The 13,300-nt window shown below is 64.8% G+C and carries 15 protein-coding genes; 9 read left to right on the top strand and 6 right to left on the bottom strand.

The genetic code is table 11. The annotated features are described in order from the left end of the window. Positions 1 to 79 precede the first annotated feature (79 nt). From IYY11_RS16075 to IYY11_RS16085, 3 genes are all read right to left on the bottom strand, one after another. Positions 80 to 769, bottom strand: a complete 690-nt coding sequence (locus IYY11_RS16075; protein ID WP_196404777.1) for a Crp/Fnr family transcriptional regulator — start codon at positions 767 to 769, stop codon at positions 80 to 82. Between the two features lie 67 nt (positions 770 to 836). Beyond that, entirely contained in the window at positions 837 to 1,037 is a 201-nt protein-coding gene (locus IYY11_RS16080; RefSeq protein WP_196404778.1) for a DUF2892 domain-containing protein, read from the bottom strand. Next, positions 1,034 to 1,393 (bottom strand): ArsR/SmtB family transcription factor, encoded by a 360-nt coding sequence (locus IYY11_RS16085; protein WP_196404779.1) that lies wholly within the window; start codon positions 1,391 to 1,393, stop codon positions 1,034 to 1,036. The genes IYY11_RS16080 and IYY11_RS16085 overlap by 4 nt, the downstream gene beginning before the upstream one ends. A 161-nt stretch (positions 1,394 to 1,554) precedes the next feature. Between IYY11_RS16085 and IYY11_RS16090 the strand changes: the two genes are divergently transcribed. The 5 genes from IYY11_RS16090 (at position 1,555) to IYY11_RS16110 (ending at position 6,821) form a co-directional block, all read left to right on the top strand. Further along, positions 1,555 to 1,791, top strand: coding sequence for a high-potential iron-sulfur protein (locus tag IYY11_RS16090; protein ID WP_196404780.1), 237 nt, complete (start codon positions 1,555 to 1,557; stop codon positions 1,789 to 1,791). A gap of 107 nt (positions 1,792 to 1,898) precedes the next feature. Beyond that, positions 1,899 to 2,876: an efflux RND transporter periplasmic adaptor subunit gene (locus IYY11_RS16095; protein WP_196404781.1), complete on the top strand. Its 978-nt coding sequence runs from the start codon at positions 1,899 to 1,901 to the stop codon at positions 2,874 to 2,876. After that, positions 2,873 to 6,109, top strand: a complete 3,237-nt coding sequence (locus IYY11_RS16100) for an efflux RND transporter permease subunit (protein ID WP_196404782.1) — start codon at positions 2,873 to 2,875, stop codon at positions 6,107 to 6,109. The genes IYY11_RS16095 and IYY11_RS16100 overlap by 4 nt, the downstream gene beginning before the upstream one ends. Continuing rightward, positions 6,106 to 6,459 (top strand): carboxymuconolactone decarboxylase family protein, encoded by a 354-nt coding sequence (locus IYY11_RS16105; protein WP_196404783.1) that lies wholly within the window; start codon positions 6,106 to 6,108, stop codon positions 6,457 to 6,459. The genes IYY11_RS16100 and IYY11_RS16105 overlap by 4 nt, the downstream gene beginning before the upstream one ends. A 17-nt stretch (positions 6,460 to 6,476) precedes the next feature. Beyond that, a complete protein-coding gene (locus IYY11_RS16110; RefSeq protein WP_196404784.1) occupies positions 6,477 to 6,821 on the top strand; it encodes a rhodanese-like domain-containing protein in 345 nt (114 codons plus the stop codon). A 137-nt stretch (positions 6,822 to 6,958) separates the two neighbouring features. Here IYY11_RS16110 and IYY11_RS16115 read toward each other — a convergent pair whose 3' ends face one another. Beyond that, positions 6,959 to 7,543: a carbonic anhydrase gene (locus IYY11_RS16115; RefSeq protein ID WP_014891715.1), complete on the bottom strand. Its 585-nt coding sequence runs from the start codon at positions 7,541 to 7,543 to the stop codon at positions 6,959 to 6,961. Positions 7,544 to 7,753: 210 nt separating this feature from the next. Between IYY11_RS16115 and IYY11_RS16120 the strand changes: the two genes are divergently transcribed. Then, the gene (locus IYY11_RS16120; RefSeq protein ID WP_196404785.1) at positions 7,754 to 8,638 is read left to right on the top strand and encodes an alpha/beta fold hydrolase; all 885 of its coding nucleotides are present in this window, start codon (positions 7,754 to 7,756) and stop codon (positions 8,636 to 8,638) included. Then, a complete protein-coding gene (locus tag IYY11_RS16125) occupies positions 8,635 to 9,498 on the top strand; it encodes a patatin-like phospholipase family protein (RefSeq protein WP_196404786.1) in 864 nt (287 codons plus the stop codon). Before IYY11_RS16120 ends, IYY11_RS16125 begins: the two co-directional genes overlap by 4 nt. Positions 9,499 to 9,547: 49 nt before the next feature. Here the strand turns inward: IYY11_RS16125 and IYY11_RS16130 are convergent, their stop codons facing one another. After that, positions 9,548 to 10,000, bottom strand: a complete 453-nt coding sequence (locus tag IYY11_RS16130) for a nucleoside deaminase (RefSeq protein ID WP_196404787.1) — start codon at positions 9,998 to 10,000, stop codon at positions 9,548 to 9,550. Positions 10,001 to 10,051: 51 nt separating this feature from the next. Between IYY11_RS16130 and IYY11_RS23490 the strand changes: the two genes are divergently transcribed. Together IYY11_RS23490 and rsmD are read left to right on the top strand one after the other, a co-directional pair. Next, a complete protein-coding gene (locus tag IYY11_RS23490; RefSeq protein WP_196404788.1) occupies positions 10,052 to 12,097 on the top strand; it encodes a pseudouridine synthase in 2,046 nt (681 codons plus the stop codon). Between the two features lie 3 nt (positions 12,098 to 12,100). Next, entirely contained in the window at positions 12,101 to 12,658 is a 558-nt protein-coding gene (rsmD, locus tag IYY11_RS16140) for a 16S rRNA (guanine(966)-N(2))-methyltransferase RsmD (RefSeq protein WP_196404789.1), read from the top strand. Between the two features lie 28 nt (positions 12,659 to 12,686). Here the strand turns inward: rsmD and IYY11_RS16145 are convergent, their stop codons facing one another. Next, positions 12,687 to 13,286: a hypothetical protein gene (locus tag IYY11_RS16145; RefSeq protein ID WP_246720027.1), complete on the bottom strand. Its 600-nt coding sequence runs from the start codon at positions 13,284 to 13,286 to the stop codon at positions 12,687 to 12,689. Between the last annotated feature and the right edge of the window lie 14 nt (positions 13,287 to 13,300).

Here is a 13,300-nt window from a genome sequence, read left to right on the forward strand (position 1 = left end):
TTGGCGCGCATTAAGTTTCGCGCTGACGGTTGCGCTCATTGGCGACGACATGCGCGCTTGGCGCGCGCCTGTCCGCGACTTAGTCACGCTGTGCGTCGCAGAGCGAACGCAATGCCGCGAGATTGACGATCTCGGCGCCGCCGCGCGACAATTTCACCCAGCCTGAACGCTCGAACGATTTCAGCGTACGGCCGACGACTTCACGCGCGGTGCCGAGATCCGCGGCGAGCGCCTGCTGCGTCGCCGCGATCTTGTCGCCGGCGCCGCGCAGCGCGAGAAGACGTTCGGCCAAGCGAACATTGATGCGCGTGCAGACAATCTCCTCGATGCGCGACATCAGCGAGGCAAGACGCTTGCCGTAGCCGTCGAACACCAGCGCACGGAAACCTTCCGACGCGTTCATCAACGCGCTAAAACGATCGGCGGGCACAACAAAGGCGATGACGTCAGTTTCCGCGACCCCCTCGGCCGCGTAGGCGTCGTCCGAAAGCAGCGAGGCTGTCGTCAGAACGCAGGTTTCGTTCGCGCCGACCCGGTAAAGCACGATTTCCCGGCCCGATTCGGTCACCCGCTGCACCCGCACGGAGCCCGAGACGATCAGCGGAAAATGGACGCATTGATCGCCCGGCCGAAACAGCACGGCGCCGCGCGGAATTTGCTTGCGCACCGCGGAGTCCCGCAGAAGCGTCTTCGTCGCCGCGTCGAGGCTGCGCAAGGAAGGCGTTTCGTCGATCCAATCGGACGGCATCGTCTGCCCTTCGTCGCTCACGATCCAAAGTCTTCACTTAAGCGCGCTGCGAACGATTAACGCACCCATGCTGAACGTCGATGACGCCCTAGAAGGCGGCGCCTGATTTGGCGCCGTACCGCTTCAGCGCCATCGCCAATGGGCAGAGGCCCGTGAAGGCCGCCTGCAACAGGTTGACGCCGACGAAAGCGGTGAGCAAGAGCCACCACGGACTGAACAACTGCGCCAAAAGCAGGCTCAGGAGAACCATGGTCCCGGCGAAAGCCATAACAATGCGATCAATGCTCATCGCGTGAGTTCCTTCGATTTGGCGCGCGCGCGTGGTTTGGCCGGCTTGCCACACTGCCCGGCGCAGAACATTTCATAGAGCAGTCCGATGATCCGCGAGACATTGCCGTCGGCCAGGGAATAGTAAATCGTCTGCGATTCGCGGCGGGTCTTGACGAGCTTGTCTTCGCGCAACCGCGCCAGATGCTGCGAGAGCGACGATTGGCTCAGTCCAATCGCCTCCTGCAGCTTTGTCACTGACAGCTCGCCACCGTGCAGCTGACAAAGCACCATCAACCGATGGCGGTTTGCCAGCGCCTTGAGAAAGCTTTCGGCCTCCGCAGCCTTTGGCGCGAGCGCGAGCAGATTTACATTCATGATCGCTAAATTACGATTATCGAATATACTTGTCAAGCGCGCGCATCGGCGCCGCCGAAGAGCGTTTATGTCGCATTCAAGCCGACAGGAATGCGGTATATTACATACTTCTAATTTAATGAAATCGTCCGAGAACGGACGAATTGCGAAGGGAGAGTGAAATGGCTGAATGTCTCGCGCCGACGCGCCGCTCCTTGATGTTGCTGTTGGGCGCGGCCGCCGCTGGACTGAGCACAACGAGCGCGCAAGCGAAGTCGAGCAAATTGGCGGCCGCCTATCGCGGCGCCCCGAACGGGCGGCAAAGTTGCGCGAACTGCTCCTGGTTCAACGCCCCGTCAGGCTGCGGCGTGGTGAGTGGGCCCGTCAGCGCGCGTGGCTGGTGCAATCTTTGGGGCTGACGCGGCCGCATGGAATTCGGCGGCTGCGCGCCGCTCTCTCCTTCCCGAACTTAAATTCGCTATTGCTAATTTAAGTTGTGTGCATATAACTGGGCTGCATGAGATCAATGTGCCGCTTCCATTTTGCGCCGACGGCGCTCCTCGCCGCGCTTGCCTTGTCCTCGGGCGTCAAGGCCGGAGAGGTCACGATCCGGGTCGCCCCCGTCGAGGACCTTAAAGCCGTCGTCGCCTCGGTCGAGCCGGCGCATCAATTGACGGCGCGGGCGCGCATCGGCGGCACCGTGAGCGCGCTCAAGATCAAAGAGGGCGATGACGTCGCCGGCGGCGCGGAGATCGCGTCGGTCGTCGATCAGAAGCTTTTTCTGCAGATGCAGGCCCTCGATCAGCGCATCCGCTCTCAGCAGGCGCAGCGCGAGAAGGCGCAGGGCGATTTCGATCGCGCGCAGGAACTGTTTCGGCGCGGCGTCTATACCAAGGCGCTCTTTGATCAGGCGAAGACGGCGCTCGACGTCGCCGACCGCAACCTCTCGGCCCTGCGCTCCGATCGCAGCGTTATCGAGCAGCAGGCGGCGGAAGGCTCGGTGCGCGCGCCGGGACCAGGGCGCATCCTCACCATTCCGGTTTCCGTGGGGCGCGTCGTCATGCCCGGCGAAACCATCGCGACGATCGCCGAAGACAAATATATCCTGCGTCTGCAATTGCCTGAGCGCCACGCGCGCTTCATGCGGGCCGGCGACAAGGTCGAGATCGGCGCGCGCGGCCTGCACGAAGAGGCGGGCGGCGGGCGCAAGCAGGGTCGCGTGCGCATCGTCTATCCCGAAATTCAGGGCGGCCGCGTCATCGCCGACGTCGACGTCGTCGGGCTCGGCGACTATTTCGTCGGCGAACGGGCGCGGGTTTATGTCACGACGGGCAAGCGCGACACGATCATCCTCCCGCGCAGCGCGGTCTATCGACGCGCCGGCGTGGATTTCGTCCGACTCGCCTCCGGCGAAGAAGTCGTCATTCAGCTTGGCGAAGCGCACGGCGACGGCGTCGAGATTCTTTCCGGCCTCCATGACGGCGACCTGGTGTCGACGCCATGAGCGCAGAGTTTCGCCCCGGCATTTCCGGAACGCTGACCCGCACCTTCATCAATTCGCCGCTGACGCCGCTGCTGTTGATCGCCTCGATCCTCGTCGGGCTGATCGCGCTGCGCTCGCTGCCACGCGAGGAGGAGCCGCAGATCTCGGTGCCGATGGTCGACATCATGGTGTCGGCCAACGGCTATAAGGCTGAAGACGCGATCGAACTCATCACCCGCCCGCTCGAGGACATTATCAAGGGCGTCAACGGCGTCGAGCATGTCTATTCGCAGACGCGCGACGACAATGTCGTCGTCACGGCGCGCTTTTATGTCGGCACGCCGCAGGACAACGCCGTGCTGCGCATTCACGACAAGATACGCGCCAATATCGGCGAATTGCCGAAGGGCATTCCCGAGCCGCTGATCGTCGGCCGCGGCATAGACGACGTGGCGATCGTCGTGCTGACGCTGTCGGCGAAGCCGGAGCGCGCCGATCGATGGACCGACAACGGCCTCTATCAGGTCGCCGAGGAATTGCAGCACGACCTCACCAAGGTCAATGACGTCGGCTTAAGTTACATCGTCGGCGGCAGTCCCAATCAGATCCGCGTCGAACCCGATCCGGAGCGCCTGTCGCAATCTGGGGTGACGCTCAATCAGCTCATCGACAAGCTGACCAACGCCAACCGCTCCTTTCTCGTCGGCGCGTTTCGCGAGGCCAATCGCGCCGTGCCGGTCGTCGCCGGCCAAACCCTGCAGGGCGTTCCCGATGTCGGCCAGCTGCTGCTCACCACGAGAGACGGCCGACCCGTCTATGTGAAGGACGTCGCCGATGTGCGCGTCGGCGCGGCGGAGCCCGACCGGCTCAGCTGGACAATGACCCGCAACGCCGCCGGCGGTCTCGATAAACGCCCCGCCGTCAGCATCGCCATCGCCAAGCGCAAGGGCGCCAACGCCGTGATCGTCGCCGACGAGATCATGCATCGGTTAGAGGCGGTCAAGGGCCGCATCGTGCCCAACGACATCGAGATCGCGGTGACGCGCGACTATGGCGAGACGGCGACCGAAAAGGCCAATGAGCTGCTTTTCCATCTGGCGCTGGCGACCGTTTCGATCGTCGCGCTCATCGTGGTGATGGTCGGCTGGCGCGAGGGCGTCGTCGTCTTCGTCATCATCCCGACGACCATTCTGCTCACGCTCTTCGCCTCATGGCTGATGGGCTACACGATCAATCGCGTCAGCCTTTTCGCGCTCATCTTCTCGATCGGCATTCTGGTGGACGACGCCATCGTCGTCGTCGAGAACATCGTGCGCCATTGGCAAATGCGCGACTCCCGCAGCCTGATCGACACGGCTGTGGAAGCCGTGGCGGAGGTCGGCAATCCGACCATCGTCGCGACGCTGACGATCGTCGCCGCGCTGCTGCCGATGATGTTCGTCTCGGGTCTGATGGGTCCCTATATGAGCCCCATTCCCGCGAACGCTTCGCTCGCGATGATCTTCTCGTTCTTCGTCGCCATGACCATCACGCCCTGGCTTTTGCTCAAGGTCGCCGGCAAGCGTTTCGCGCAGGAGCGCAGCGACGGCGTCGATCATGCGCATGAACGCGGCCCCATGGGCAATTTCTATGTGCGCGTCGCGACGCCCTTGCTGCAGGGCCGAAAGCGCTCGCAATGGTTTCTTGCGGCCGTCGGTCTCGCCACGCTTCTCTCCATGGGGCTTTTCGTGACGAAAACCGTCCGCGTGAAGCTGCTGCCTTTCGACAACAAGTCGGAGATCGCCGTCGTCGTCGATCTGCCGCGCGGCGCTTCGCTCGAAGAAACGGATCGGGTGCTGACGGCGGCGGCCGAGCGTCTCAAAGACATTCCTGAGCTGACTTCCGTTCAGTCCTATGCGGGCGCGGCCGCGCCTTTCAACTTCAATGGCCTCGTGCGGCATTATTATATGCGCAAGGCGCCGGAGATGGGCGATCTGGCGATCAATCTGCAGCCAAAGAGCGAGCGCAGCCGCGCGAGCCATGCGATCGCGCTCGATATTCGCAAGCGGCTCGAAGGCCTGCCCGCGCCGGAGCATACCGCGATCAAGGTCGTCGAAGTGCCGCCGGGCCCGCCCGTGCTGTCGACGCTGCTCGCCGAAGTCTATGGGCCCGACGCGCCGTCGCGGCGCGATCTCGCGGCGAAAGTGCGCAAGGCTTTTGACGCGGTCGATTTCGTCGTCGATACGGACGACAGCTTCGGCCAGCGCGCCGAGCGCCTGCGCTTCGAGATCGATCAGGAAGCGCTGGAATATCACGGCGTCGAAGAACGCGCCGTCTACGACACGATCGGCGCCCTGGTCGGCGGCGTAAAAATCGGCTTTTCGCAAAAGGGCGGCGGCGCCAAGCCCATCGATATTTCCGTCGCCTTGCCGCGCGGGGCGATGACGCCCAGCGAACGCATCCTGTCGACGCCGCTCCCTGCCGGCGGCACCGCGCGTCAGGGGGCCAATGTCGAACTCGGCGATGTCGTCAAGGCGACGCGCGAACTCGGCTCCTATCCGATCTTCCGACATAACGGCCGCTTCGCCGAAATGGTCAGCGCCGAGGTCGCCGGACGTTTCGAAGCGCCGATCTATGGGATGCTCGCGGTCGAAGACGCGATCGACAAGATCGATTGGGGCGCCTCAGGTTCGCCGACGATCAAATATCACGGCCAGCCGCTCGATGATTCCAAGCCCACGCTGCTTTGGGACGGCGAGTGGGAGGTGACCTATGTCACCTTCCGCGACATGGGCGCGGCCTTCATCGTGGCGCTGCTCGGCATCTATCTTCTCGTCGTCGCGCAGTTCGGATCGTTCAAGCTGCCGCTGGTCATCCTGGCGCCGGTGCCGTTGACGCTCGTCGGCATCGTCATCGGCCATATCCTGTTCAACGCCGCCTTTACCGCCACCTCGATGATCGGCTTCATCGCGCTTGCCGGCATCGTCGTGCGCAATTCGATCCTGCTCGTCGACTTCATCCGGCATTTGCGCGCCGGCGGCATGAGCTTGCGCGCGGCGCTGATCGAGGCGGGCGCCGTCCGCTTCAAGCCGATCTTTCTCACCGCCGCCGCGGCGATCATCGGCGCGGCCTTTATCCTCACCGATCCGATCTTTCAGGGCCTCGCCATTTCGCTGGTCTTTGGCCTCGCCTCGTCGACGGCGCTGACCTTGCTTGTCATCCCCGCGATCTATGTCGTCTTGCGCGACGACGAAATCCCAAGGAGTGCGTCATGATCGAAGACTGGGCGGCGCTCGCCAAGAAGCTCGCCGCCGACATAAGAGAATTGCGCGTCGGCTCGCCTGAGGTGATGAAGGCCTTTTCGGCAATGGCGATCTCGGCGGGCGCGCAAGGCGCGCTCGACCCCAAGACAAAGGAACTGATCGCGCTTGCGGTCAGCGTCGCGGTGCGCTGCGACGATTGCATCGCTTTCCACGCCAAGGCCGCGTCACAGCGCGGCGCGACGCGCGAGGAGGTGATGGAGACGCTCGCCATGAGCATCTACATGGGCGCCGGACCGTCGGTGATGTATGCGAGCCACGCGCTCGCCGCCTTCACCCAGTTCGACGCCGAAAAGCAGGCCTGAAAAGAAAGGAACGAACAATGGCTCTGGGCTCTCTCTTGTCGAAACTCGCGGGCGGCGGCGGCGCGGCGCCGACGATCGAGCATGAGGATTTCTGCCGCGTCGTCGCGGACAAATCCTGCGCCATCGTCGATGTGCGCGAACCGCATGAATATGGCGCCGGGCATGTGCCGGGGGCCAAGAACATGCCGCTCTCGAGCTTCGATCCGACAAAGCTTCCGAAGGGCGACGTTGTCCTCATTTGCCAGGCGGGCGGGCGTTCGGCCAAGGCGCTGGCCCAGGCGCAGGGCGCCGGACGAAAGGATCTTCGCCACTATGCGCCGGGCACCGGCGGCTGGCGCGCGCGCGGTGGCGCGGTGGAATAACGAGCCGCGCGATCAGCGTTGTTGTCGCGTTCTGTCATCCCCGACGCGCATGGCGCGATCGGGGATCCAGAATAGAACTAATTGCGACAGTCGCGATCGCTTCGCCAAGCGAACGTCGCGAGCTACGCCAATGCGCGTTACGCCGCCTTGCCGAGTTTGGTCGCTTCGGACACCTCGTTGATCTTGCCGGTCTTCACATCATAGATGTAGCCGTAGATCGGGATGTTTTTCGGCACCAGCGGATGCGAACGGATGCGCGCGACATCCTGCGCGACGCTTTCCTCCTGATTCTCGATCGTGTGCCACTTGATGAAGTGGCCGGCCGCGCAACCGCCGCCATGTTGCGGGTTCGACCAGTTCTCGCCGTCGAAACTCGCCGTCGCGAGATTGTCATCCAGCAAGTCGCTCATGATCTCGTCGCAGAAGAGCTCCATGCCGCAATTGGTGTGGTGAATGACAAACCACTCCTTGGTGCCGAGCAGCTTATGAGAAATGACGAGCGAGCGAATCGCGTCATCTGACGCGCGGCCGCCGGCGTTGCGAATCACATGCGCGTCGCCTTCCGACAGGCCGGCGTATTTCGCGGGATCGAGACGCGCGTCCATGCAGGTCAGGATCGCGAAACCGCGCGCCGGCGGCAGCGCAAGTTCGCTCTTGCTTCCGAAATTGGCGGCGTAAGCATTGTTCGCGGTCACGACCTCGTTGACGATCTGGCTTGCCATGTCTCTCTCCCGTGTTGCCGTGTTGCTCTTGAAGTTTTTTTGACCTTTCTCAACATTGAAGCGCTTCAGCTTCCTTTTCAAGCAGACAAGACGCACGATCTTCGTGACATAGTCGCTTGACGATCAGCGATATATATTTCGGGAGCGTCGGCGCTGATACTGTATAACGTTCGCGCAGCTGCGCAGGTCTAAGGGAGATGAGTGTAACGCATGTCCGATTCCGCAGAGTTTTTTCCTGGTTTCGCTTCGCATTGGATCGATGCGCCGGCTGGAAAGATATTCGCCCGCGTCCACGGCGAAGGCCCGCCCCTGGTTCTGTTGCACGGGTTCGGCGAGACGCATGTCGCCTGGCGCGAAATTGCGCCTGCGCTCGCAAAGCGCTTCAGCGTCGTCGCGATGGATCTGCGCGGCTATGGCTGGTCGGCGGTTCCGGCGAGCGAGAAGGGCGAGAACTATAGCAAACGGGAAATGGCCGCCGACGTCGTCACGGTCATGGAGTCGCTCGGCCATGTGCGCTTCGCGCTCGTCGGTCACGACAGGGGCGCGCGAGTCGGCCAGCGGCTTGCGCTCGATCAGCCGGGCCGGATCGATAAGATTGCGCTCATCAATATCGCGCCGACCAACGATGAGTTCGGCGACGCGGATTTGCAGCGCGTCGGACGCGCGCGATTCCTCGCGGCTGACGCGCCCAAGCCCGAAGAGCTGATCGGCCTCGATCCGATCGGCTTTCTCGACGATGCGCTGATGAACGCAACGAAAGCGAAATCGCTGGAGCCGTTCGGCGCGGATGCGCTCGCGGCCTATCGCCAGGCCTTCAACGACCCGGCGCGCATTCACGCTTTCTGCGAGGACTTCCGCGCCGGCGCGACCATCGATCGCGAGCACCTTGCGGCCGATAAGGCGGAGGGCAAGAAGCTCGTCATGCCGACGCTCATCGTCGCCGGCGATGCGACCTTCCCGGCGAACGGCCCCTCGCTCGTCGCCGCGTGGGGCGAATGGGGCGATGATGTCGCCGAGGCCCGCGTCGACTCCGGCCTCTATCCAATGGAGGAGGCGCCGGCGGGGACGCTTGCCGCCCTGGAGAAATTCCTGTGAGCCTCTATCGCGGCAAGACCGTCGCGCTCGCCCTTGGCGGCGGCGGCGCGCGCGGGCTTGCGCATATCTGCGTGCTCGAAGCGCTCGACGAACTGGGCGTGCGGCCGGTGGCCATCGCCGGCGCCTCGATCGGCGCCATCGTCGGCGCCGCTTATGCTGCGGGCTTCTCGGGCGCGGAGCTGCGCGCCCACACTCAGGCCATTCTCAAGAGCCGCATCGGACTCGCGCGCCGGCTGCTTCATGCGCGGGCGCGGGGGCGAAAGCGGCTGCTGTCCCGCGTCGCGCATCCGCTGCTATTCGACGGCGAGCGCTTTCTTCACGCGTTCTGGCCCAAAGGCATGCCGGAACGCTTCGAAGATCTAAACATTCCGCTGCAGGTCGTCGCGACCGATTTTCGCCGCCGCATCGAAGCGGTTTTCGCCACGGGTCCGCTGGGCCCCGCCGTGGCTGGGTCGATGGCGATCCCGGGCATCGTGCGCGCCGCCACGAGCGATCACGGCTATTTCGTCGATGGCGGATTGGTCAATCCTCTTCCCTATGACCATCTTTGGGGCCTTGCCGACATCGTCATCGCCGTCGACGTCTCCGGCAATTTCGGCGTCGAGACCGGCAAGGGGCCGCCGTCCGCCTTCGAGACGATGATCGTCGCGAGCCAGATCATGATGAACGCAATCAGCTCGCGCATGATCGCCGAGCGGCCGCCCGACGTGCTCATCCGGCCGGAAGTGCATCAGTATCTCGCGCTGGACCTCTTCAAGGCGTCGCGCATTTTCGCCGCCGGCGACGCCTGCCGCGACACGCTGCGCCAGGGACTGGCGCAGGCGGCGCTGCGGTTAGAGGCTCGGAGCAGGATCGGTTGACGCGGATCGCAGATGGATCCGCCTCAAACGTGAATTCTGCTCCCTCCCTCTAGCGCCGGGCCTGAAAGAAGTCGCGAAGAAGCTGCGCCGCCTCGCTTTCGCGAATGCCGCCATAGACTTCAGGCCGATGATGGCAGGTCGGCTGCGCGAAAAACCGCGGCCCGTGCTCGACGGCGCCGCCCTTTGGATCGCTCGCCGCATAATAGAGCCGGCGAATGCGCGCGAAGGAAATCGCGGCCGCGCACATGGCGCAAGGCTCGAGCGTCACATAGAGATCGCAGTCGACGAGGCGCTCCGAGCCGATCGCGGCGCAGGCTTGGCGAATCACAAGCATTTCGGCGTGCGCCGTCGGATCGCGATCGCGCAGCGTGCGGTTGCCGGCGGCGGCGATGATTTCGCCATTGTGCTTAAGCGCTGCGCCGACCGGGACTTCGCCCGCCGCCGCCGCCGCGCGCGCCTCACCGAAGGCGGCGCTGTAAGGGTCCTCGCCACTCATTTGCATCTCTTAAGCGATCGCGCTTCAAAGCGCGCTTGGCGCCTGCTATCAGAACCCATGACCGAAAAGAACCGAAATACCCGCGCCGGCTCCCCCGGCGGCGATCGGCCCTTGCGCCGGCCCGCCAAGAAGACGTCCGCGCCGCACGCCGCCGCACGCCAAGACGCAAGGCCAGCAAAGCCCGGCTTCGACAAACCGCGCTCGGACAAGCCTCGCATGGGCGAACCGCGCTCGGACAAGCCGAGCATGGACAAACCGCGCTCGGACAAGCCTCGGTTTGACAGGCCTCGCTTGGACAGGCCCGCCGCGCCACGCGCCCAAGGCGAACGCGACAAGCGTCCTGACAAGCCCCCCGCCAAGCAGCGCGCCGCTGCGCCCGCGCCCCGCGAAAAAGCCTTCGAAGGCGAGCGGATCGCCAAAGTCATGGCGCGCGCGGGCGTGTGTTCGCGCCGCGACGCCGAGTTCTGGATCGCGGAAGGTCGCGTCGCCGTCAACGGGCGCGTGCAGACGAGTCCCGCGTTCAATGTGCGCGACAACGACAACATCACGATCGACGGCGCGCCAATGCAGGCGCGCGAGCGCACGCGGCTCTTTCTGTTCCATAAGCCCACCGGCTATGTCACCACGGCGCGCGACGAAGAAGGCCGCGCCACGGTGTTCTCTTATCTTGAGGAACGCCATCCGGACTTGCCGCGGCTCGTCAGCGTCGGCCGGCTCGACATCAATACCGAAGGTCTGCTGCTGCTCACCAATGACGGCGGCCTCGCGCGCACGCTCGAATTGCCCGCGACCGGTTGGACGCGGCGCTATCGCGTGCGGGCGCATGGGGCGATCGATCAGGCGCAACTCGATTCCTTGGGCGACGGCGTGACGATCGACGGCGTCCATTATGCGCCGATAGAGGCGCGGCTCGAACGCGAGCAAGGCGCCAACGTCTGGATCGCGATGAACCTCACGGAAGGCAAGAACCGCGAGATCAAGCGCGTCATGGCGCATCTCGGGCTCGACGTGACGCGGCTCATTCGCGTGTCATACGGGCCCTTCCAGCTCGCCGATCTCGCGGAAGGCGCCGTCGAAGAAGTGCGACTGAAAACGCTGCGCGAGCAGTTGGGCAAATCTCTTGCCGAACTCGCCGGCGTCGATTTCGCCGCGCCGCTGCGGGAGATGGCGCCGGCGGAACAGCAGGAGATTCGTCAGCGCGCCGAGAAGCGTCCGCGCAAACATGTCTCCACGCTGCGCAAAGAGCAGGACGAGCAACGCGACGCCGGACCGCGGGCGCGCGTTTCGCGCGGCGCAGTCGCCGACCGCAAGGGCCGCGCCGTCGCCGTCGAGCGGGTGACTCCGACGAGGGCTCCGACGAGGCGGCGCGACGAGACGGCGCCGCCGCCGTCGCGCAACGCCCGGCGCTTCGAGGCGATGCGCGCCGATGGCGCGCCGCACCAGCCGAAGGCGCGAACCGAACGCCCCTCGCGCGACAGCAGCCCGCGCGGCGAGCGTTTCCCGCGCGAGGACGGGCGCCGCCGCGACGAGCGAGCCGCCCCCGAACAGCGCCGTGCGCCGCGCTTCGATGATCAGCGCGGGGCGCGTCCACCGACGCGAGCGCCGCGCGAGCGGAGCGCCGAGGGGCGCGACGAACGTCCGCGCACGCAGAGATTCGAGAAGCGGCCGGACGACCGCGCGAGCGGTCAGAGAAATTATCGCACGGCTAATCGCGATGACGCGCGATTCGACAAGCGTCCGCCGCGTCGCGACGGGGACGAGGCGCGACGGGACACGCGCGGCGCCAGCGCGACGCGCCAGGAACGGCCGCGGACATTCGACAAGCGCCCGCCCCGCAGCGGCGAGCGCGACTTTTCGGCGGGCGACCGCGCCCCCCGCGAGCGCAAATTCGATCAGCCCCGCTCGGGCGGAGACGCGCGGCCCTCGCGCAGCGGCGGCCCGTCTCGGGGCCCGCACAAAGGTCCACGCAGCGGACCTGGCACAGGTCCCGCGGGCGGCCGAGGCGCGCCGCGCAAAGGGCCGCCCAAAGGACCCTTCAAGGGACCGCGCAAAGGACCGCCCAAGGGACCCTTCAAGGGGCCACGCAAGCCGCGCGGCGCTTAGACCATGCGCATCGTCGGCGGCGCGTTGCGCGGTCGGGCGCTTTCGGGACCGCGTTCGCAGGCGATTCGACCAACGTCCGAACGGCTGCGCGAATCGGTTTTCGACATTCTCGCGCATCGCTTCGGCGATCCGATTGCGGGCGCGACTGTCGTCGATCTCTTCGCCGGCGCCGGCGCGCTTGGACTCGAGGCCGTGTCGCGCGGCGCGGCGCGGGCGCTTTTCGTCGATGACGGCGCCGAGGCGCGCGCGCTGCTGCGCGCCAATATCGAAGCGCTGGGACTTGGCGGCGTCACGCGCATCTTTCGCCGGGACGCCACGAAGCTCGGCGCCGCGCCGGCAGGCGAAACATTTTCGCTCGCCTTCCTTGACCCGCCTTACGGCAAGGATCTCGCGACGCCAGCGCTCACCGAGCTTGTCGATGGCGGCTGGCTTACGCCGGACGCCATCGTCGTCGTCGAAGAAAGCGCCAAGGCGCACATCGACCTGCCGCCGAATTTGCGGCGCGAAGACGAACGCCGCTACGGCGACACGCAATTCGTCTTCGCGCGCTATCTTGCGTGAGCTGCGGCGGACGCCGCCGCAACGTGTCCTACTCAAAGGCGACTTGGACTTTCGTCACCGCGCGATCGAAAAGGCCGGTCGGCAGATAGCACAGCGGATTCGTGGCGAGCGGCGCTTCCTTGCAGTGCTCGTGATCGCTTGTCCAGGCATAGCCTGACTGCGCCATGCACCCCAAAATATATTTGCGGATCAGGTGATCTGGGTCCAAGCGGCGATTTTCGGGATAGGCCGACTCGCCGTCCAATTCGCAGGCGGACGTTTTAATCTGCTGCGCTTTGAAGAAGGACGAACTGGAGCCGATCAATCCGGCTTCAGCGCCAACCACCATGATCAGTCCTCCGACAAAGGCCATGACAGCCGTGACCTTACTGACCTTAAACTGTCCGTCGAGCAATGAGAGCACGCCGCCCGCCGCCAAAGCGACGCCGACGAAAATCAACACGAGAATCATGACCCGTTCTCCAACGTCAGAGTATTTGGCTGCGCCGTCAATGAGAAACGGACATGCGTAGCGAAGGCCGCAGGCGGCGCCGGTGTATAGTCCCGATCCTTGCGCCTTCGTTCGACACGTCTTGGCGTCGACGGAAAAGACGCAACAGGGCTCGATGGATTTGAGTGTGTGCGCCAAACGCCCAGCGGTCT

It is taken from the genome of Methylocystis sp. H62, from assembly GCF_015709515.1.
Classification (GTDB): Bacteria; Pseudomonadota; Alphaproteobacteria; order Rhizobiales; family Beijerinckiaceae; genus Methylocystis.

Excerpts from the sequence above, each read along its gene's own strand:
- IYY11_RS16080 (WP_196404778.1), bottom strand. The coding sequence starts at position 1,037 with ATGAGCATTGATCGCATTGTTATGGCTTTCGCCGGGACCATGGTTCTC.
- IYY11_RS16085 (WP_196404779.1), bottom strand. The coding sequence starts at position 1,393 with ATGAATGTAAATCTGCTCGCGCTCGCGCCAAAGGCTGCGGAGGCCGAA.
- IYY11_RS16090 (WP_196404780.1), top strand. The coding sequence starts at position 1,555 with ATGGCTGAATGTCTCGCGCCGACGCGCCGCTCCTTGATGTTGCTGTTG.
- IYY11_RS16095 (WP_196404781.1), top strand. The coding sequence starts at position 1,899 with ATGTGCCGCTTCCATTTTGCGCCGACGGCGCTCCTCGCCGCGCTTGCC.
- IYY11_RS16100 (WP_196404782.1), top strand. The coding sequence starts at position 2,873 with ATGAGCGCAGAGTTTCGCCCCGGCATTTCCGGAACGCTGACCCGCACC.
- IYY11_RS16105 (WP_196404783.1), top strand. The coding sequence starts at position 6,106 with ATGATCGAAGACTGGGCGGCGCTCGCCAAGAAGCTCGCCGCCGACATA.
- IYY11_RS16110 (WP_196404784.1), top strand. The coding sequence starts at position 6,477 with ATGGCTCTGGGCTCTCTCTTGTCGAAACTCGCGGGCGGCGGCGGCGCG.
- IYY11_RS16115 (WP_014891715.1), bottom strand. The coding sequence starts at position 7,543 with ATGGCAAGCCAGATCGTCAACGAGGTCGTGACCGCGAACAATGCTTAC.
- IYY11_RS16120 (WP_196404785.1), top strand. The coding sequence starts at position 7,754 with ATGTCCGATTCCGCAGAGTTTTTTCCTGGTTTCGCTTCGCATTGGATC.
- IYY11_RS16130 (WP_196404787.1), bottom strand. The coding sequence starts at position 10,000 with ATGCAAATGAGTGGCGAGGACCCTTACAGCGCCGCCTTCGGTGAGGCG.
- IYY11_RS23490 (WP_196404788.1), top strand. The coding sequence starts at position 10,052 with ATGACCGAAAAGAACCGAAATACCCGCGCCGGCTCCCCCGGCGGCGAT.
- rsmD (WP_196404789.1), top strand. The coding sequence starts at position 12,101 with ATGCGCATCGTCGGCGGCGCGTTGCGCGGTCGGGCGCTTTCGGGACCG.